Consider the following 19,735-nt stretch of genomic DNA (forward strand, 5'->3'; position numbering starts at 1 on the left):
TTAAAGCCTGTCATAAAACTTGTTATGATGGGCTTTTCTTTTTATAATTAATAGTCAAATCATATAAAACCTCTTATAGTTCTTATTTTATATTAATTATTTTTTTTAGTCATCTTTTAAAATGTTGTATATAAAAAACAATCAAATATAATTTTAGTTTACCAAAATATACATTTAAAAAATTAAAATCAGGTAAATAAAATTAATCATATATGAAAAAACTTTTTTATTTATTATATTTCATTGTATTAATATCATGCACAACAACTAATAAAGTTTATATAATAGAAAATGAAAATGATAAAAAACATTTTGTTAAAATAAACCGAGTAGAATATTTAAAGCCTAATATAATCTACAATATAAACGGTACACAATATAGTACAGATTATCTTTCAAGAATATATAAAGTAACAAGAAAAGAAACTTTAATTTTATCAAATGCAAGCAGAAATAATTATGCACAGAGAAAAATTGTAGAATTATACGGCATAAAAGGAAATGATCATGGAGGACATATAATAGGCAGGCAATTTGGTGGCTCTCCTAATATTGATAATCTAATTCCAATAAGCAAAGAATTAAATATAGGTGAAATGAAAGAAATGGAAACTCAATGGAGAGAAATTATAGAAAATGGGGATGAAGTTAAAGATATAATTATAAAAATAGATTATATATCTACTAATATAAGACCTAATATAATCAATATTAGTTATACAGTACAAAAAGAATATACCAATTATAAATTAATAAAAATATTCACAAATACATCAGAAAAACGCCCCAAAATTAACGAATCAAATTAATTCTGAAGCGTTTAAAATATTTATAGGAGTATGTTAACTAACTTTTAGATAATTCCTTATCCTCAGCTTTTAATGCCTTGGTATAAGAAAATATCAAAGAGCCATCATTAGCATCAACATCAATAATATCACCATCTTCAATATTACCAAACAATATTTCTGTACTTATATAATCCTCTATTTCTTTTTGTATAGCTCTTCTTAAACTTCTAGCACCATACTTCTTATCGAATCCTTTATCTATTATATAAAGTTTAGCATCTTCTGTTAAGTTAATAACTATATTTCTATCTTTAATAGCTTCATTAAGTTCTTTAAGCATTATATTTATAATGTCTTTAAGATTATCTTTAGTAAGTGTATGGAATACTATAATATCATCTATTCTATTTAAAAATTCAGGATTAAAGTTTTGTTTTAATTCTTCTAAAGCAAAATTCTTTATATCATTAATATCCTTTTCGCTTCCAATAGCATTAAATCCTAAAGAACTGCCTTTAACTATATCTCTTGCACCTAAATTACTTGTTATAATTATTATAGTATTTGAGAAATCAACTTTTCTTCCAAAATTGTCAGTAAGCTGTCCTTCTTCAAGTACTTGTAAAAGTATATTAGTAACATCAGGATGTGCTTTCTCTATTTCATCAAATAAAATAAGCGAATAAGGTTTTCTTCTCACTTTCTCAGTAAGTCCACCTCCCTCTTCATAACCAACATATCCTGGAGGAGCTCCTATAAGTCTGCTTACGGCAAACTTTTCCATAAACTCACTCATATCTATTCTAATTAATGCATCACTGTCACCAAACATAAACTCAGCCAATACCTTAGCTAAAGCAGTTTTTCCAACACCAGTAGGTCCTAAGAATATAAAGCTGCCTAAAGGTTTTTTAGAAGTTTTAAGACCTGCCCTACTCCTTCTTATAGCCTTAGATATTGAAGCTATAGCCTCTTCCTGACCTATAACTTTTTGATGAAGCTCTTCTTCCATACCTATAAGTCTTTTACTTTCAGAGTTCAATAATCTCTTTATAGGTATATTAGTTATTTCAGATATAACATGTCTTATATCATCTTCTTCAATAAAAGTTTCTATTTTTTCACGTTCTTCACGCCATTTTTCCTCACGTTTAGCAAGCTCTTCCTGCAAAGCAGTGATTTCATCTCTTACTTTTGCAGCCTCTTCAAAATTCTGGTTATCAACCATATCTTTCTTTTGATTATTAAGCTCTTCTATTCTTTTTTCTATATCTTTAAACTCTTTAGGTCTAGTCATATTTATAAGTCTAGCCCTTGAACCTGCCTCATCTATTAAATCTATAGCTTTATCAGGTAAATATCTCTCGAATATATATCTCTTACTTAAAACAGCAGCAGCAGTTATAGCTTCATCAGTATATTTTACTTTATGATGTTCTTCATATTTAGGTTTTATTCCATTTAAAATTTCTATAGTATCATCTATACTAGGCTCTTCAACATTTATAGGCTGGAATCTCCTAACTAATGCACCGTCTTTTTCTATATATTTTTTATATTCATTAATAGTAGTAGCACCTATACATTGAATTTCACCTCTTGAAAGAGCTGGTTTTAACATATTGGCAGCATCTAAAGCACCCTCAGCACCGCCTGCTCCTATTAAAGTATGAAGCTCATCTATAAATATAATGATATTATTAGCCTTCTTAATCTCTAAAACAATATTTTTTATTCTCTCTTCAAATTCACCTCTGTATTTAGTACCTGCAACAACAGATGATAAATCTAAAGTTAAAACACGCTTTTTAAGAAGTATATCTGGAACATCAGCCGCTACTATCTTTTCAGCTAATCCTTCAACTATAGCAGTTTTACCAACTCCGGGCTCTCCTAATAATATAGGATTATTTTTCTTTCTTCTTGAAAGTATCTGTACAACTCTCATAACTTCATTTTCTCTGCCTATAACTCTGTCTAAAGTTTTATCTCTAGCCATTTTAGTTAAATCTCTGGCAAATTGATCCAAAGTAGGAGTTTTTACTTTTTTTCCTGTATCTTCCTGATGCTGCACCTGTTCTGATGATGACATATTGCTATCAACAACACCAAGCATTTTTAATATTTCTTGTCTTAAAATAGTTAATTCAAGACCTAAGCTAGTAAGTACATTATAAGCTGTACCGCTTTCTTCTCTTAATAATCCAAGAAGTAAATGTTCTGTACCTATGTAATTATGTCCAAAAGCTCTAGCCTCTTCAGCTGATTTGCTTATAAGCTTTTGAACTCTTGGTGCAGTAGGTATTTTTCCAAATAACTTTGTAGGAGAAGATTTTACCATTGAGGATTCTAACTCTATCTTTATTTTATCTAAATCTATTTTTAATCTTGTTAATACACGAGTTGCTAAAGCCTCTGGTTCACGCAATAAACCTAATAAAACGTGCTCTGGGGTTATCATATCATGATTCAGTCTTTTTGCTTCTTCTTCAGCGTATAATTCTACAACTCTTTTAGCTTTACTTGTCAAATGAAATTGAAACATACTATAATCCTACAAATTATTTTTATATTTTCTCAAAATAAATAAAAATCTAATTTTTATGATATTATCGGATATTATAAAAATATAATAATATTCAAGATATAATTATACTAATGTATAATACCGTCAAACAAAAATAGATTAAATAAAGTTACTATTAGCAACATTAACAATATCTACATTACCCCTAGTAGTTGATGCATTATTAGCTCTAGAATTATTTACCTCATTATTATTAGGATTACTATACAATAATGAAATTACTAATGCTAAAACTATTGCCGTAGATAAAGCAAAAGAAAGCCTAGCAGAAGTCATAAAGGCATAGAATGGATTTATATCATTTTTCCTCATACTTTCCATTTTTGCCCTTTGAAGCATATACTGCCATTCTCTATCCGGCAAATTTGGCAAATTGAAACTATCTCTCTTCTTTTCAATTTTGCTCTTAAATTGCATCATCTCATGTAGTTTCATAAAAGAGTCCTTTCTTTTTCTAGTAGCGACTTCATTTTTTTAAGGGCATAAGAATAATTGCTCTTAGCTGAATCGCTTGATATGTTTAATATATCTGCTATTTCTTTATATGAGTAATTCTCATAATACCTCAATATAAAGACATCTCTCTGTTTTCCCTTTAACTTTTTAGAAGCATTATAAATTTTTTCTTGAAGGTATATTCTTTCATATTCTCTTTCTGTATTATACCTCTTATCATCAACTACTTCTAATTTTTCTAAATAAGGAGACTCTCTCCTATATGCTTTAGAATACATATTGATAGCTGTATTACTTATTATACGATACAACCAACCTTTGAAATAATTTCTTTCTTCATATCTATCTATGGCTTTATAAACACGTATTAAAACGTCCTGAGTTAAATCCATAGCATCTTCATAATTATGCATAAAACGATATGAAAGATTAAATATATAATTTTTATATCTTGTTAATAATATATCTAATGCTTCACTATCACCTTTTTTATGTGCTTCTATTAATTCATAATCTTTTAATAATTCTTTCTCTTTACTTACTACCATTCCACAAACTCCAATTTATCTCTTCTTAAATAATATACATACATTAATTATAACAAATGTAATGTATTCTAAGTAAAATCAAGCCATATAGCTTTGCTCATCTTTGGAGAAATTTTTATTAGAATTGTCTAACTTTTTCTCCTCTATGCTTGAATTTACTGACTCTTTCTCACTAAACACCTTTTCTAAATCATATTTAGTAAGTGTTAAAGTGTTGCCTTTTATCCTGTCCAAATTAAAAAGTATATTAACCATTGCTGTTTCAACTATACTCTTTAATGATCTAGCTCCCATATTCATGCTGGAAGCCTTATCAACTATATAGTTTACAGCATCAGCGGTAATTGTCAACTTCTTTCCTATACTTTTAAAAAAATTTGTATATTTTATGATAGGAGATTCCGAAGTTTTTGCCAATATATCTCTTAAATTATCCTTAGTAAGTTCATTTAATGTTACAATTATCGGAATTCTGCCTATAAATTCAGGTATCATACCATATTTTTCTATATCTTTTACATCAACCTGACTTAATATCCTATTTTTCTGAAGTTTATTAATTACAGCATTGGATCCAAAACCTAAACTACTCTCTCCTTTTAAACGCATTTTTATAATATCATCAAGACCTACAAAAGCTCCTCCAAATATAAACAATATATTTTTAGTATTCATAATTATTCCATCACTGGAATGCATCATACGTCTATCTCCAAACTCAGGAACCCTTATATCCTCTCCATTCATCATAGAAAGTAATGCCTCTTGAACAGCTTTATCTGATGGATTTCCTGTAGTAGACTGATGGGCATCTGCTTTGGCTATCTTATCAACCTCATCTAAAAATACTATACCATGCTGTGCTTTATCCAAATCCCCATTAGCTTTTCTGTATAAATTATATAAAACAACCTCAACATCATCTCCTACATATCCAGTTTCTGTAAGGGTTGTTACATCAGCACGAGCAAACGGTAATCCTAAAATATCCGCCAAAGTTTTTACCAAATAAGTCTTACCTACTCCTGTGGGACCTATCATTAATATATTAGATCTAAAAGGTATTTCTTTATTTCCATTTATTCTTAAACAATGCAAATAAGCATGAACAGCTAACACTTTTTTAGCATCATCCTGACCTATAACTGTTTTATCAAGTTCTGATACTATCTCTTTAGGAGTTAAAATATCTGATTTTGAAGATTTCTTCTTATTACCTGATGTACTTGTATCTGATGAAAATTTCATTATAATCTCTTCACTATTTATAACATTTTCTATTATACTGTAATCATCTTTTTCTAAAAAAGCAAATATAACTTTAGAGTTTACAAATGTTACCAATGTATTTGTTACCTCAAGTATACCGCCGCTTGGGTACGGTTCATGAGATAATGAAAATATACCGCTAGACATTAATTTGCTATTAGAATCAAAATAATGATATTTATTTATATAAATATCTGAGTTTAAAGTAATAAGCTCCAATATCCTCCTAATAGATATTGCAGACATAGAATCACCATAAATTGTATATGTTAAAAGGGAATACAATATAAATCTTTCATCTAAATTCAAATCTCTTTCTGAGATAAATCTTTCTATATTAAAATTATATTTTTTAAAATTAGATATTTTCTTTACATCGCTTTTTAAAGAATTAATAAGTAATTCTACTTCATTAGCACTATTAACAGTTTTTTCATTATTGGATATCATTTCATCATCATAACCTAAAGCTCTATCAATGTTACTTGATAGTCTTCTAGTCATATCATTTCTATCTGAAATTAAATTCAATGTATAAACTATTTTTGTAACTATTTCAAAATAATTTTTAAACGCCTCTTCCCTATCATCATTGTTTATATTTTTATTAGTTCTTTTTTTCATTAATTTTCTCCTAGCTCCAAATTACCTATTAAATCATATTCTGTATTATGAGTTATATTAACTTTAACTATATCTCCAACCTTAATATCATAGTTCTTTTCATTATATATCTCAACATACCCGTCAACTTCCGGAGCATCATAAATACTTCTTCCTATAAACTTATTATCCTCTTCTCTTTCCACCAAAACATCTATTGTACTGCCTACTAATCTTTCTAATCTTTTTTCAGATACTTCTATAGCAACTCTCATAAGTTTTTCTCTAAGAAGCATTTTTTTTCTTTTGCTTATTTTTGGTTTATCTATATTTAATGCTTTGGTATTTTCTTCCTCAGAATATGTAAATACTCCAACTCTGTCTAATTCCGCATTTCTAACAAACTTTATTAATTTATTAAAAGACTCTTTTGTTTCTCCAGGAAAACCTACTATTAACGAAGTTCTTATAACAGCATTATTATCATAACTTCTAATCTTTTTAATCATCTCTCTATAAAATTTATAGCCTCTTGAACCTCTGTTCATATCTTTTAATATTGATTTATCAACATGCTGCAAAGGTATATCAAAATAAGGCAAAACTTTATCTATATTAAAAAACGCCTCTATTATTTCATCATTTAAAACTACAGGATTTTGATATAAAACTCTTATCCATTCTATGCCTTCAACTTTTGAAAGTGCTTTAAGTAAATCCGGCAAGGCTAATTTTTTATATATATCATATCCGTAAAATGTTGTCTCCTGTGCTATTAAATTAATCTCTTTAGCACCATTTTTAGCATAATTTTCAGCTTCTTTTACTATATCTTCAATCTTTCTGCTTCTATGCTCACCTCTAATACTAGGTATAGCACAAAAACTACAATTAGCATGGCATCCGTCACTTATTCTTATATAAACACTATACTTAGTACCAGTATTTACTCTATCACCATACTCTTTATATTCAGTATTTTCTTTTGCATCATGAAAACCATCTTCTTCTATAGCTTTTAATATATTCTCTAAATCATATATACCTATAGCAGAATCAACTTCCTTAAACATATCAAGAAAATTATCTTTATATCTTTCACTCATGCATCCGGATACTATCAACCTTTTGCATTTTCCATATTTCTTATATATAGAATGATCAAATATAGCGTCAATAGACTCTTTTTTTGAATCCTCTATAAAAGCACATGTATTTATAATAATAATATCAGCTTCTTCAGGATTATTAGTTATATTAAAGCCTTTTTTTTCTAATATGGCTAGTATGTGTTCTCCATCAACCGTATTTTTTTCACATCCTAAACTATGTAAATATATATTTTGCAATCAATTATCCTCTTTATAAACATTCTTATATATTAAGTAAAATAATTAAAATGTCAATTATTATATTAAATAAAAAGTAATAATTTTTAATTTATGGGGGCTAGCCCCCATACCCCCACTTCTTTTGTTGTTACAAAGAAGCAAAAAAACTGCATATTTATACAATAGGTATATTTACTATTTATACTGTTGGCATTTCATTTCTATATTTTTAACTAAATTAATTAAATCATCTTTTTTAAAAACTAAATTTAACTCATCATAATCATTATGATAATTTTTATCAAAATCATTATAATTATATAATATTTTTTGTAAAAAAATATTTAATTTATCACTAATTTTTATAACATTTCCTTTTTTTCTAAAATATATAAAAACATTATATTCATCATCTGTATTATTAATATAAATTTCAATAACTAACTCATTTTCATTATCATAAAAATATCTTTCTAAACTCAAACATATAGCTATTGTCATTCAGGTTTTTTAATATAAGATTTAAAAATATTTAAATTCAAATCACTTTTTAATTCATTAGCCTTATACTCAAACAATTTCCTAACTTCACAAATATTAGAAAAAATATTTTCAATCTTACTATATTTATTTTCATCTTTTAAAAGTTCCAAAAAATCTTTATTCATATTTCCTCCTCTGCTAATAAATAAAATATTATCCAAAAAATCATATAGAAAATAATAATATTTATTATGGATTAAAGATTTTTTATATTTTTTCAAATTAAATAAAATTTTATCCGCTAATTCTTTGTGAGAAATATTAATAACATTATTATTATATTTATTAGTTTTAGAAAGAACTATCAATATACCTTTTTTATTTTCTTGTGTAGACAATGATTTTATATGATTATGATATTCTTCTAAATCATTATTTAAAATTGCCTCTATTTTTGTCTCAATTCCAATTATATAATGTTCGCTTTTTATAAGTATATCTATTAGCTTACCATTTATTGTCGATTCTTCTCTAATAATATATTGTGTATAATCATCAATAATATTAATAATATTTTTTTCTTTTTCTTTTAAAATTTCTAATAATGATGTAAAAACTAAATTGCCAAAATTATGACATTCATCACTATTCATAAAAAAAGCAAGTACATTATTAAAAACTATTTCATAGTGAGGAAATCCAGAAATCTCAAAAAAATTTTTTTTAGACTTCGTAATTTCTATTATTTCATATTTATTTAAAAAATTTTCTAAATTATCTTCCATAGAATAATAATCTCATAATAATTTATTTTGTATCAGACATAATCAAGTTATATCTAGTAGAATCATTCAAATTCTTAACCCATTTTACAGTCTTATTAACTGTCTCTCCAGAGGCTCCAACATTTATAATCTTACCATTAACTTTAACAACAACCTCTCCCGCATTACCAATAGTAAGCATAACAACATCTTTAGCTTCTAAATATAAAGTCTTGCCGCTTAACAGGTTTGTAGTAGCAGGTCTATTGGAGTCTATAAAATATCTTACATATACAAAATGTTTAGCAGTTATCTCTATTCTAATATCGATTTTTTCTGTATCCTGTTCTATATATGTTTCTCCATTAATAACTAACAAATTAGTTGAAACTGTATCATCATACATTTCATTAGTTATATCCGGAGTTTGAATCTCATTACTATATCCCGTATTAACCATTTGATTTTCTTCTAATTTTTCCATTTCAACTGTAGCTAAATCATCATAAACTTCAATAACACTAATTCTAAAATCATTAATTCCATTTCCATTTAAATCTAATATTATAGGGCTGCTCTTAGAAAAAGATAAATCCTGACCATTAATATTTATATGAACCACGTTTCCTATAGTATTAAATTTGATAGTAGCAGATATACCAAGAGGTTTAAAGTATATAACATCTCCAACTTTAACATTCTGCTTAGCCTTACTATCAACTATATTTCTTGCTATTTCGACATCATTTCTATTCTGCTTTTTATTTCTTGAGAATAAACCTAATATATTATCTCTATTTACAACTATAACAGCTATAACGACAATAATAGCTAATACAATAATAATATTAGGCATTATAGATCTATTATTATTTCTCAATTTATTCAAGTCTCTTTTAGCCATGAATAATAAATCAGTTTCAGCATTGCTATTTAAATTTATATTTTTATTTTTTTTGTTAGTTTCTTTTATAGTTTTTTCTTCATTTTTTGTATTATCTTTTATTACAGTTTCTTTATTCGTTGTATCATTTTCTTTTTGTGTTTCATCTTTATTAACTATTGCAGGTTCTTTTATTTTTTTTATATTTTTTTGATTCTTAATTAAAGTTTGTTCAGAATTTGCTCCATTTCTTTGAAGATTATATCTTTCTAGCACCATTTCAGCATCTAATGAAAGTTTATCACTTAAGTTTTTAATAAAACCTTTAACATATATTTCACCAGGCAAAGCATCAAATTCCTCATTTTCAAGTGCTTTTATAAATCTAGCAACTATATGCGTACTAGCCTCAAGCTCTTCTATACTAAGACCTTTTTTCTCTCTGGCATTCTTTAATATTTGACCTATAGTTTCCATATAAATCCTTAACAAAAATAAATTAATTAGAAGGTGCTAAACCATCTTTTAATACCTGCATCTCTTCTGGTATTTCAGGCTCAAAATCCTTATTTGCATTATCATATTTTGGATTATAGCTTATATCAGTAAATAAATACTCAACAGGAACATTAGTTGGAGTTATTCCCAAAATTCTTATTATCATTCCGTCTTTATCTACCCATAAATGTATCTTTGTAAAACCCGTTCTATCTACACTTGTTTGTTTTGATGTTAAAAGCATATGATAAGCAGATCTAGTATCATTTCCTGCATAAGATGAACTATCATATTTTGCAATACCTAATTCAGAATCTTTAAAACTATTAACAGATATTAAATCTCTCTCATTATAAAAATCTATATTAAATTTAGAAGTTAATCTAGATATTCCTGCAGCAGTATAAATAGCTCCTACATCACCATAATTTAATTTCTGCTCAGCCACTACATTATTTCTTGGAAATATTATCCATAATGTTTGCCCATTACAGTATATAGATTGTCCATTACCGCCTTTAGTATAAAGCATTCTAAAAAGATTAGGGTTCTTAGTTAAAACATTTCCATAAGATATTGAACTGCCATTACGCTCAACAAAATTTGCGGCAAACCCTTGAATATTTGAGAATCTATTAGATATCATGCTAACAACTTTTTCAGGAGTCATTATTTGAGAGTATGCTTGTGTTGATAAAAATATAAAACTTATAAATAATATAACTTTCTTCATAATAATTAATTTCTCTTCCCTAATATAAAATATACTAAAATAATTTTCTACTAATTTTATATAATATAATAAAAAATTATAAAAAACAAGTATTTTATTTTTTATTTAATAACTATATACCAAAAATTAGCAAAAAATAGTTCATAATCATTTTTTGTAAAAAACGATTATAAAATTGAATTTTTTATACTTTATATATACTATTACAACATTATAGGAACTATATATTACTTCACATTAATGAAAAATTTAAAATATAAGTTATATTTTAAATACAAAAATTATTATCAATTATTGAACCATAATTGTAATATTTAAGGAGGAATAAAATGAAAATGAAAAAAATAAACAATACATATTATGATTTATCAAAATCAAGAACTTTATACAGTAATAGGAGTGCTATTATACAAAATGATGAAGAAATAGTACTATTATTGGGCAATGAAATGCGAAAAGAAAATGTTGTGGATGTAGAGACATCTGTATATTTATCTTTACCTAGCTTCCTTCGTTTGTATGATACATTAAAAGAAAAACTTGATAAATTTAGAAATGAAGGAAATTTATTATAGCCTAATTTAAAAATTGGAGGTTTGAAATTTATGAATAATAAAGATTATAAATATATAAAGGAATATAAAATTAATTCAAATAAAGACGCTATACTAGTTATATACAAAGATGTTAATATAACAATGTATAATAGTTTATTTAATATATTAAATAGATTACTTGAGAATAATGTTAAAAATATAATAATATACTTTAAAAATATAAAGTATATTATTTCAAATGCTATATATTTAATATTAGAGGTTCAAAAAGTACTTGAATTCAGAAATGGAAAAATCATAATAACTGGATTAAATGAGTATGCAAAATGGTCTATAAAATCATGTGAAGCTCATAAAAAAATATATATATCAGATAATATATATGCTGCTATAAAAGAACTTACAGCATAATATAAATAAGAAAAGCAAGAAGGAATTATAAATCCCTCTTGCTTTTGTAAAAAAACTTTTTCTATCATATAAATATACTATCGCTCATTCGTTAATACGGCATTTACAAAATCCGAATAATTTATATTAGCTAAATTATATACACGTAAAAAACCATTTGTAGCCATTATACTTGAAGCTATTGTAGATCTATTTCCGCTTCTGCAGTAAACAATATATTCTTTATTTTTGTCTAAAATATCTATTTTTGTTTTAAAATCTGTGTCCATAACATCGATATTAATTGAATTAGGAACACTTCCAGACATATATTCCTTAGGAGTTCTTACATCTAATAAAACTAGATTTGTTGACTTACTCATAATATCTAATGCTTTTTTAATATTAATATTATTATAAGCCTTCTTAGAACATGAAAGAATTATGAATAAAAATATCATAATAATACTAAAATACAATAAATACTTTTTCATACTTAAATATTCCTTAAATATATTATGTTAATTAATAATATTATATTTCTATATTTTGTCAAATAATTTTAATAATAAAATTACAATTTTATATTTTTAATCTTATTATGTTTTATATAGTATAGAGAATAATTATATAATTGCAGGATTGTACTAATGTTAAAAAAGTGTGTTGTTTATTAATTCTAATTATGATATTATTATCTTGTTCCGATAAAGATACCGAAAAAACTGATGACAAAAATAATGTTAATGTTATGAAAGATGATGAATATATACAAAATATAGTAAAAGACTCTTCAAAATAAATGGATACAAAAATGAATATAAAGGCATACTTTGCTACATTTTTCAGCATATTTATATGGGGTATAACATTCATATCAACAAAAATATTACTTAATGATTTTACACCTATAGAAATACTTTTTACTAGATTTTTGCTAGGGTTCATATTATTAATGATAATATACCCTAAAAACAACAAAATATATCCCAAAAAAGATGAATTTTTATTTGCTTTAACTGGATTAAGTGGTGTAACTTTATATTATCTCTTTGAAAATATAGCATTAAATTATTCTTTGGCATCAAATGTCGGCATATTAGTAGCAATAGGACCATTATTTACAGGAATTTTTGCATCAATATTTTTGAAAGAAAAATTAAAATTTAATTTTTTTATAGGATTTATATTTTCAATTATTGGAATTGCTGTTATAACATTTAATGGAAAATTTATTTTAAAATTAAATCCAATAGGAGATATGTTCGCTTTACTTGCCGCTGTTATGTGGGGTGTATATTCTGTATTAGTTAAAGCTGTAGGAGATTTAGGATATGACTCTGTATGTATAACTAAAAAAACTTTTATATACGGCTTAATATTTATGCTGCCTATATTATTTTTTATGAAATTTGATGTTAATATTAATGATTATATCAAACCTGTTAACATAATTAATATTTTATTCTTATCATTTGTAGCATGTACTTTATGCTTCATAACATGGGCATACTCTACTAGAATATTAGGGGCTGTAAAAAATAATACATATATATATCTTATCCCTATAGTAACTGCAGCAACTTCAAAAATAGTTTTAAATGAAAATATAACACCACTAGCAATTTTAGGTATTTTATTGATATTATCTGGAGTAATTATTTCAGAAAAGGATATCTTTAATAAGAAAAAAGAAGTTACTAATCATTAGATTTTTTTCTACTTTTTTTAGATACTTTATTTTCTTTATATTCATTTTTAAAATAATCGCAATATTGTGATACAGTACATTTATTGCATAATGGAGATATAGGTTTGCATAGATTCTGTCCATATACAACTAAAGTATCATTATAAACTCTCCAATATTCTTTAGGCAATTTATCTCTCAAAGCAAATTCTGTTTCTTCAGGTGTTTTTGTATTAACATATCCAAATCTGTTTGATATTCTATGCACATGAGTATCAACACATATACCATCTTTATCAAATGCTTCTGTAACAACTAAATTTGCAACCTTTCTGCCTACCCCTTTAAGTTTTAAAAGCTCATCAATCTCATCGGGAACATTGCCTTTAAAATCATCTATAATCATTTGAGAAACTTCTAATATATTTTTTGCCTTTACTTTATAAAAACCAACAGGATATATTAATTTAGCTATTTCCTCTTCTGATAATTTAAGCATATCTTTTGGATTTCCTGCTTTTTCAAATAATCTCATAGAGGCGTCTCTAGTTGTAGGATCTTTAGTTCTAAGAGAAAGCATTGTAGATATTAAAATTTTATATGCATCCCTATTAGTTAAAATCTTTATTTCAGTAACCACAGGCATAGGCATTTCTTTTGTAACCTTAGTAAGTTCTTTCATTATAGGGTGTATATCATTGTCATTCATAAAAAATATCAATCCTCAATATTACTTTTCAAATAAATACCAAAATACAGAATCCCTTTTTATAAAAGGCTTTAATTCAGAATATGTTAAATCAACTTCAATAATACCTTGAGCATATCCTGCTATTTTATAAACAGGCCATATAAACTTAATACCTGTAGGCGTTATATCAAAAGTATCACTCAATTCTATTGAATAAAAATCAAAAAAATCTTTCTCTGTAAAATTTCTAAGAAGTTTGCTTCTCATTAAGTTAATTAAATCTCTGTCATTCTTATTTTCTATCAATTCTGATATATTATTGCCTATCCTAGCTCCTGTAGAAATTAAATATATAGCTGGTACAGAATTATATATTCCGTGCATCCCACCAGCATAGGAATAATTATATATAGAAAAAGATATTATTTTATTATCTAAAAAAGAAACATTTATTTCTCTTTTTATATAAAAATCCATGTTATCATTTAAGCCTTCTTTCCAGCTTCCATATTCATCTATAATAGCACTATTAAGCAAAAAATGTATTCTATTTTCATTCAATGATTTTATTCCATCAACATCTAAAGAAATTTTATCTATTGCATTTAAATTTTTAGTATTTTTGATAATAATTGCATCTTTACTAGATTCAAAGTAATTAGCTTCCTTTGTATCTGTTTTTAATATAGAAGTTATAATCTCTATATTATTTATAGGGAAAGATGTTTTTCTTGAAAATTTAAAATCATATTTATTATTACCGTCATTAGATGACCATTCTCCTACAAACACCAAATCATCAGAGATAGTTCCTTCAAAATATCCTGTTACACGATTATTTACTGACTCTTTAATATTAAAGCTATTTCCTGAAATTTTACCTTCTATGTTAATGAATTGCCTTATTGTATCATAATAATATTTTCCTGATATATTTTTCTCGTCCAAATACAAATAAACATATATCTTAACATCTCCTATATTACCCTCACAGAAAAAGAAATTCTTTTTTAATATCTCAGGAGTTTGAGCAGATAAAATACTTGTAAAGAATATAAATATTAATATAATTTTTGTAAATAATATTTTCAATATATAACTTCCATTTATTAATTTCATATTATTATATATTTTAATAAAAATAAAACAAGATATAATTTTTTAATATATTGACCATATATAAAATGAGTACATCATTATAAATGACGTACTCATAATAAATACTAAAATAATTATTTAGCAATATAATTAACTATTCTAGCAAATTTATCTGCAACTAATGAAGCACCGCCTACTAAAGCACCATCAATATTAGGCATATTAAGTAAATCATCAGCATTCTTTTCATTAACACTTCCGCCGTAAAGTATTATCATACCATCAGCAACAGAATCATTGTAAAGAGATTTTAAAGTTTCTCTAATTGTTTTATGCACATCATCAGCATCTTGAGGAGTAGCAGTTTTTCCAGTACCTATAGCCCAAACAGGTTCATAAGCTATAACAACCTTTTTTGCCTCTGCCTCACTTAAACCATTAAATGCTGCTTTAGTTTGTCCGCTTACTACATTAGCTGTAATTCCTTTTTCTCTCTCTTCTAAATGTTCTCCTACACATAAAACAGGTATAAGGTTTTTATCTAAAGCTCTTTTTACCTTTTTATTAATAAGTTCATCTTTCTCACCGAAAATATCACGGCATTCAGAGTGTCCTATAATAACATACTCACATCCCACAGCTAATAACATATCAGCAGAAATTTGTCCTGTAAAAGCCCCCTTCTCTTCAAAATATAAATTCTGAGCACCTAATTTAATATTACTTCCTTTAATAGCATTATTAACGTCACTCAAACAAGTAAAAGTTGGAGCTATCATTATATCTCTATCTTTTACATCTTTAACTAAATTTTTTAATTGATTAACTAATTCTAATGCTTCTTTATTAGAATTGTTCATTTTCCAGTTACCAGCTATAAGTTTTCTTCTAGCCATATTCTATCTCCTTAAATTTATTTTATTAATTTACTTAACTCCTTGAAATTTTCAGTTTTGGAACCTTTTATATGCCAGAAAAGAGCCATCTCAGTGTTTATAATATTGGCACCAATTTTTCCCATTTGTTCCAAAGCAATTCTTTTATTTTCTTCTTTTCTTGAAGATACAGCATCTCCTACAACACAAACATTATATCCATTTTCAATTAAATGAAGAACACTGTAATAAACACAAACATGAGTTTCAATACCAAATAAAATAATATTTTTCTTATCAAGAGAATTAAATTCTTTAACAAAATCTTCTGTACCAAAAACACTAAAGTAATCTTTTGCAAATAATTTATGATTTTTAGGCAGCTCTATTCTTTCATCAGTTCCTCCAAGCCCTTTAGGATACTGTTCAGTTACTAAAACGGGAATATTATATATATTAGCTGTTTTTAATAAAATATTTGTATTTTTTATTAATTCATCTACCCCATGCATAGCAGGCATTAATTTTTTCTGTAAGTCTATGCATATATATAAAGAATCTTCTTTATCCAAGATAGGTTTATTCATTACTTTCATAATAACTCCTCAATTTTTTTAAATTATAACAATAATTTAAAAAAAATCTACAAATAAAAAAAAGGAGAAACAATAATTTTTGTTTCCCCCTTAAGATTCTAAACTGATTTTATGCTAAAACAAGTTATTATTGAGCTTGTTCTTCAGCAGCACCTGTGTCTGTAGTAGTAGCTCCATTATCTTCTGTAGCAGTACCATCACCGATACGTCTTTGTTCAAGCTCTCTTAAGTCAGCTTGTTCACGTATTCTAGCAGCTTCTATAGCTTGTTTTCTATCATTTTCTGTTTTTAAGATCTGCCAAGTACCTTCATCGTCGATATCTTCTTCGAAGTCAACAACTACTACATCATACTCAACAGTTACATCTTTAACATAAGTAATGAAATCTCCGCCTTTAGTATCTTTAGTTCTGTAGAATCCTAAAGAATCTAATTTAACAGAAGGAATCATTCTAGGATAAAGAGGTTCTCTTACTAATACTCTGTCGCGAACATTAGGTAAATACTCTCTATTTTCCCATCTTACTTGTCTCCAACCATTGAAGTATATATTACCCATTGGATAAGATTTTAATTCACCGAATTCATTTTGTAAGTTTACAAAGTAGCTAACTAAATAGTTACGACCATAAACCCATGAACTAATAGATTTGATTTCTCCAACGTTATGTATAACGCCTTTACCTTCTGTATATTTAGTACCATCAGCACCGCCATACATTTCAAGTTCGTATACTGGTTTTACTAAAGCATAGCTGTTCCAATCTGGTAATGGGAAATGTACTCTTACACCAAGAACTTTACCAGCTTCCCATGCACCATTGTTACCTTTGCTGTCTACGTTAGTAACATAAGAATTTCTGCGGTTTTCTGTTAATCTAGCAGATTCATTCAACCATACAACCCAGTTATCATTATAAATGTTGTCAGCAACTGGCACTAATTCATTTGTATCACCTTCTCCAGCTTGTAAGTTGTCAGCGTTACCTGTTAAAGCAAAATCAATCAAAGTTGAGTTTGTTAAACCGTAAGCAGATGCAGCGATAAAAATGGAAGTTAATACTACGAATAACTTTTTCATAATTTATTGCACTCCTTGTACTAATTAATAAGCATAATAATATAACTTTTATACACTAAATTCCTTAATTTGTCAAGCAAATTTGAGTAAAAAAATAATTCATTATTTGATATTATCTATTATTAATATATAATCTTAATCAAAAATGTAATTATGTAAATTAATTGAAAAGAAAAAGGATAAATTATGTCTTCAGAAAAAACACAAAATAAAGCAAAAACTATAAAACCGCCTATTTTATTTTCAAAAACTCAGGAACTTATTAGTAAAATAACTAAACAGCTTGATGCTCCTTTACTAGCTTATTGGAACTCCAATGGCGGAAGCGTATGCCAAAATGATGTAATTGTGCTTTCAGATATACTAAAATATATTGATAAATGCGATAAAATATACTTCTTTATAAAAAGTTCAGGCGGAAGCGGACAGGCTTCTCTTAGAATAGTACATTTACTTAGACAGTCTTTTAAAAAAGTAATAGCATTATTGCCTTTAGAAGCTGCAAGTGCTGCTACTATGTTATGCCTTGGGGCTGATGAAATACAAATGGGACCTTTGGCTTATATAACTGCTGTAGATACATCATTGCAGCATGAACTTTCACCTGTAAATAAAAACAATACCATGGTTTATGTAAGTCAAGATGAATTATCCAGAGTAATAAAATTGTGGAAAGAGCAGTCTTCAACAAATGATAATAACCCTTATGAACATATATATAAATACATACACCCTTTAGTTTTAGGAGCAGTTGATAGAGCATCCAGTTTATCAGTAAAGCTATGCAAAGATATTTTATCATATCACATGAAAGATCAAAAATTAATAGAAAGCATATCGAATTCACTTAATTCAGAATATCCTTCTCATAGCTACCCTATAACAATAAAGGAAGCTCAAAAATTGGGACTTAATGTAAAAGATATGGATAATAAACTTAATGATTCTTTAATGTCATTAAATGAATATTATTCAGAAATGGGACAGAAATCATGCACAGATTATGATGAACTCAATTACCATGACAATGAAATATTAAATATACATGAAGGTACTGGAATACAAATATACTATCAAGAAGATAAAGATTGGCATTACAGAGTTGAGGAAAGAAGATGGATTCCGATGAATGACAACAGCTCTTGGATAAAAAATACTATCACAAAAGGAAAACAAAAGAAAAGCATATTCCATATAAGATAATCACTATGATTTACTTTATTTCAGATACTCATTTTAATTCATGCAGCATATTAAAAACTAGAAAATGTTTTAAAAGTTTAGATGATATGCATACTGTTTTAATCAATAATTGGAATAATAATATATCAAACGATGATGAAGTTTATATATTAGGAGACTTCTCTAATGAAAAAGGATATATAAAAACAGAAAGTATATTGTCTAAACTTAATGGCAAAAAATATTTGTTAATAGGCAATAATGATAATTTTTTAAAAAATAAAAATTTTAACAGAGATTTATTTATTTTTATAAAAGATTATTATTTACTTCACACTAACATAAAAAATAAAAATTCTAAAACTATAGATATAGCATTATGCCATTATCCAATATATGAATGGGATGGAATGCATAGAGGTACATTGCATATACACGGGCATATACATAAAAAAATATTTTATAATAAATTAGCCTTTAATACCTCATGCAATATACATAATTTCTGCCCTATTTCATTAGAAAATATATTAAAAGAATTGGAAATATATTTAAAATAAATTTTTTATATATCATATTAAAACTTGATTATTAAATAAAAAATTATTCAATATAAAAAAATAGAATTA

The 19,735-nt window shown here is 26.3% G+C and carries 21 protein-coding genes; 6 read left to right on the forward strand and 15 right to left on the reverse strand.

Annotation, left to right across the window (positions count from 1 at the left end; all coding sequences use genetic code 11):
- Window positions 1-212 precede the first annotated feature (212 nt).
- Window positions 213-809: a DNA/RNA non-specific endonuclease gene (locus tag T324_RS0109940; protein ID WP_028330116.1), complete on the forward strand. Its 597-nt coding sequence runs from the start codon at window positions 213-215 to the stop codon at window positions 807-809.
- A 37-nt stretch (window positions 810-846) separates the two neighbouring features.
- On the opposite strand, the gene T324_RS0109945 is transcribed toward T324_RS0109940, so the two are convergent.
- The 9 genes from T324_RS0109945 to T324_RS0109985 form a co-directional block, all read right to left on the reverse strand.
- Window positions 847-3,336, reverse strand: a complete 2,490-nt coding sequence (locus tag T324_RS0109945) for an ATP-dependent Clp protease ATP-binding subunit (protein WP_028330117.1) — start codon at window positions 3,334-3,336, stop codon at window positions 847-849.
- Between the two features lie 141 nt (window positions 3,337-3,477).
- On the reverse strand, window positions 3,478-3,813 hold the full coding sequence (locus T324_RS0109950) for a hypothetical protein (protein ID WP_028330118.1): 336 nt from the start codon (window positions 3,811-3,813) through the stop codon (window positions 3,478-3,480).
- Window positions 3,810-4,382, reverse strand: a complete 573-nt coding sequence (locus T324_RS0109955; protein WP_028330119.1) for an RNA polymerase sigma factor — start codon at window positions 4,380-4,382, stop codon at window positions 3,810-3,812. The genes T324_RS0109950 and T324_RS0109955 overlap by 4 nt, the downstream gene beginning before the upstream one ends.
- 78 nt (window positions 4,383-4,460) lie before the next feature.
- Window positions 4,461-6,275: an ATP-dependent Clp protease ATP-binding subunit ClpX gene (gene clpX / locus T324_RS0109960; protein WP_028330120.1), complete on the reverse strand. Its 1,815-nt coding sequence runs from the start codon at window positions 6,273-6,275 to the stop codon at window positions 4,461-4,463.
- Window positions 6,275-7,603: a 30S ribosomal protein S12 methylthiotransferase RimO gene (gene rimO, locus T324_RS0109965; protein WP_028330121.1), complete on the reverse strand. Its 1,329-nt coding sequence runs from the start codon at window positions 7,601-7,603 to the stop codon at window positions 6,275-6,277. The genes clpX and rimO overlap by 1 nt, the downstream gene beginning before the upstream one ends.
- A gap of 177 nt (window positions 7,604-7,780) precedes the next feature.
- Entirely contained in the window at window positions 7,781-8,086 is a 306-nt protein-coding gene (locus T324_RS0109970) for a hypothetical protein (protein ID WP_028330122.1), read from the reverse strand.
- The gene (locus T324_RS0109975; protein WP_028330123.1) at window positions 8,083-8,853 is read right to left on the reverse strand and encodes a PD-(D/E)XK nuclease family protein; all 771 of its coding nucleotides are present in this window, start codon (window positions 8,851-8,853) and stop codon (window positions 8,083-8,085) included. Before T324_RS0109975 ends, T324_RS0109970 begins: the two co-directional genes overlap by 4 nt.
- 22 nt (window positions 8,854-8,875) lie before the next feature.
- Window positions 8,876-10,192: a helix-turn-helix domain-containing protein gene (locus T324_RS0109980; protein WP_028330124.1), complete on the reverse strand. Its 1,317-nt coding sequence runs from the start codon at window positions 10,190-10,192 to the stop codon at window positions 8,876-8,878.
- 22 nt (window positions 10,193-10,214) lie between these two features.
- Window positions 10,215-10,946: a LolA family protein gene (locus T324_RS0109985; RefSeq protein ID WP_028330125.1), complete on the reverse strand. Its 732-nt coding sequence runs from the start codon at window positions 10,944-10,946 to the stop codon at window positions 10,215-10,217.
- Window positions 10,947-11,275: 329 nt separating this feature from the next.
- On the opposite strand from T324_RS0109985, the gene T324_RS0109990 reads away from it, so the two are divergent.
- On the forward strand, window positions 11,276-11,521 hold the full coding sequence (locus T324_RS0109990) for a hypothetical protein (RefSeq protein WP_028330126.1): 246 nt from the start codon (window positions 11,276-11,278) through the stop codon (window positions 11,519-11,521).
- A gap of 30 nt (window positions 11,522-11,551) precedes the next feature.
- Window positions 11,552-11,914, forward strand: coding sequence for an STAS domain-containing protein (locus tag T324_RS0109995; RefSeq protein ID WP_028330127.1), 363 nt, complete (start codon window positions 11,552-11,554; stop codon window positions 11,912-11,914).
- A 77-nt stretch (window positions 11,915-11,991) separates the two neighbouring features.
- Here T324_RS0109995 and T324_RS0110000 read toward each other — a convergent pair whose 3' ends face one another.
- The gene (locus T324_RS0110000) at window positions 11,992-12,387 is read right to left on the reverse strand and encodes a rhodanese-like domain-containing protein (protein WP_028330128.1); all 396 of its coding nucleotides are present in this window, start codon (window positions 12,385-12,387) and stop codon (window positions 11,992-11,994) included.
- Between the two features lie 320 nt (window positions 12,388-12,707).
- Here T324_RS0110000 and T324_RS0110010 point away from each other — a divergent pair, with 320 nt between their 5' ends.
- A complete protein-coding gene (locus tag T324_RS0110010; protein ID WP_245580679.1) occupies window positions 12,708-13,604 on the forward strand; it encodes a DMT family transporter in 897 nt (298 codons plus the stop codon).
- Here the strand turns inward: T324_RS0110010 and T324_RS0110015 are convergent.
- The 5 genes from T324_RS0110015 to T324_RS0110035 form a co-directional block, all read right to left on the reverse strand.
- On the reverse strand, window positions 13,594-14,292 hold the full coding sequence (locus T324_RS0110015) for an endonuclease III domain-containing protein (RefSeq protein WP_028330130.1): 699 nt from the start codon (window positions 14,290-14,292) through the stop codon (window positions 13,594-13,596). The two genes, T324_RS0110010 and T324_RS0110015, sit on opposite strands and share 11 nt — an antisense overlap.
- A 21-nt stretch (window positions 14,293-14,313) precedes the next feature.
- Window positions 14,314-15,366, reverse strand: coding sequence for a DUF3298 domain-containing protein (locus tag T324_RS0110020; RefSeq protein WP_028330131.1), 1,053 nt, complete (start codon window positions 15,364-15,366; stop codon window positions 14,314-14,316).
- Window positions 15,367-15,506: 140 nt separating this feature from the next.
- A complete protein-coding gene (gene tpiA / locus T324_RS0110025; RefSeq protein WP_028330132.1) occupies window positions 15,507-16,268 on the reverse strand; it encodes a triose-phosphate isomerase in 762 nt (253 codons plus the stop codon).
- Between the two features lie 17 nt (window positions 16,269-16,285).
- Complete coding sequence (locus T324_RS0110030) at window positions 16,286-16,843, reverse strand: hydrolase (protein ID WP_028330133.1); 558 nt, start codon at window positions 16,841-16,843, stop codon at window positions 16,286-16,288.
- A 127-nt stretch (window positions 16,844-16,970) separates the two neighbouring features.
- On the reverse strand, window positions 16,971-17,924 hold the full coding sequence (locus tag T324_RS0110035; protein ID WP_028330134.1) for a flagellar filament outer layer protein FlaA: 954 nt from the start codon (window positions 17,922-17,924) through the stop codon (window positions 16,971-16,973).
- Between the two features lie 186 nt (window positions 17,925-18,110).
- Between T324_RS0110035 and T324_RS0110040 the strand changes: the two genes are divergently transcribed.
- Complete coding sequence (locus T324_RS0110040) at window positions 18,111-19,127, forward strand: Clp protease/crotonase-like domain-containing protein (RefSeq protein ID WP_028330135.1); 1,017 nt, start codon at window positions 18,111-18,113, stop codon at window positions 19,125-19,127.
- A gap of 5 nt (window positions 19,128-19,132) precedes the next feature.
- Window positions 19,133-19,666 carry a metallophosphoesterase gene (locus T324_RS0110045; RefSeq protein WP_028330136.1) on the forward strand — a complete coding sequence of 178 codons (534 nt, stop codon included), beginning with the start codon at window positions 19,133-19,135 and terminating at the stop codon, window positions 19,664-19,666.
- Window positions 19,667-19,735 lie beyond the last annotated feature (69 nt).

Source organism: Brachyspira alvinipulli ATCC 51933 (assembly GCF_000518245.1).
In the GTDB taxonomy this organism is placed as follows: domain Bacteria; phylum Spirochaetota; class Brachyspiria; order Brachyspirales; family Brachyspiraceae; genus Brachyspira; species Brachyspira alvinipulli.

Bases quoted from the DNA above. Each gene is read 5' to 3' on its own strand.
- T324_RS0109940 (WP_028330116.1), top strand. From the start codon at position 213: ATGAAAAAACTTTTTTATTTATTATATTTCATTGTATTAATATCATGC.
- T324_RS0109945 (WP_028330117.1), bottom strand. From the start codon at position 3,336: ATGTTTCAATTTCATTTGACAAGTAAAGCTAAAAGAGTTGTAGAATTA.
- T324_RS0109950 (WP_028330118.1), bottom strand. From the start codon at position 3,813: ATGAAACTACATGAGATGATGCAATTTAAGAGCAAAATTGAAAAGAAG.
- T324_RS0109955 (WP_028330119.1), bottom strand. From the start codon at position 4,382: ATGGTAGTAAGTAAAGAGAAAGAATTATTAAAAGATTATGAATTAATA.
- clpX (WP_028330120.1), bottom strand. From the start codon at position 6,275: ATGAAAAAAAGAACTAATAAAAATATAAACAATGATGATAGGGAAGAG.
- T324_RS0109970 (WP_028330122.1), bottom strand. From the start codon at position 8,086: ATGACAATAGCTATATGTTTGAGTTTAGAAAGATATTTTTATGATAAT.
- T324_RS0109975 (WP_028330123.1), bottom strand. From the start codon at position 8,853: ATGGAAGATAATTTAGAAAATTTTTTAAATAAATATGAAATAATAGAA.
- T324_RS0109980 (WP_028330124.1), bottom strand. From the start codon at position 10,192: ATGGAAACTATAGGTCAAATATTAAAGAATGCCAGAGAGAAAAAAGGT.
- T324_RS0109985 (WP_028330125.1), bottom strand. From the start codon at position 10,946: ATGAAGAAAGTTATATTATTTATAAGTTTTATATTTTTATCAACACAA.
- T324_RS0109990 (WP_028330126.1), top strand. From the start codon at position 11,276: ATGAAAATGAAAAAAATAAACAATACATATTATGATTTATCAAAATCA.
- T324_RS0109995 (WP_028330127.1), top strand. From the start codon at position 11,552: ATGAATAATAAAGATTATAAATATATAAAGGAATATAAAATTAATTCA.
- T324_RS0110000 (WP_028330128.1), bottom strand. From the start codon at position 12,387: ATGAAAAAGTATTTATTGTATTTTAGTATTATTATGATATTTTTATTC.
- T324_RS0110010 (WP_245580679.1), top strand. From the start codon at position 12,708: ATGAATATAAAGGCATACTTTGCTACATTTTTCAGCATATTTATATGG.
- T324_RS0110015 (WP_028330130.1), bottom strand. From the start codon at position 14,292: ATGAATGACAATGATATACACCCTATAATGAAAGAACTTACTAAGGTT.
- tpiA (WP_028330132.1), bottom strand. From the start codon at position 16,268: ATGGCTAGAAGAAAACTTATAGCTGGTAACTGGAAAATGAACAATTCT.
- T324_RS0110030 (WP_028330133.1), bottom strand. From the start codon at position 16,843: ATGAAAGTAATGAATAAACCTATCTTGGATAAAGAAGATTCTTTATAT.
- T324_RS0110035 (WP_028330134.1), bottom strand. From the start codon at position 17,924: ATGAAAAAGTTATTCGTAGTATTAACTTCCATTTTTATCGCTGCATCT.
- T324_RS0110040 (WP_028330135.1), top strand. From the start codon at position 18,111: ATGTCTTCAGAAAAAACACAAAATAAAGCAAAAACTATAAAACCGCCT.
- T324_RS0110045 (WP_028330136.1), top strand. From the start codon at position 19,133: ATGATTTACTTTATTTCAGATACTCATTTTAATTCATGCAGCATATTA.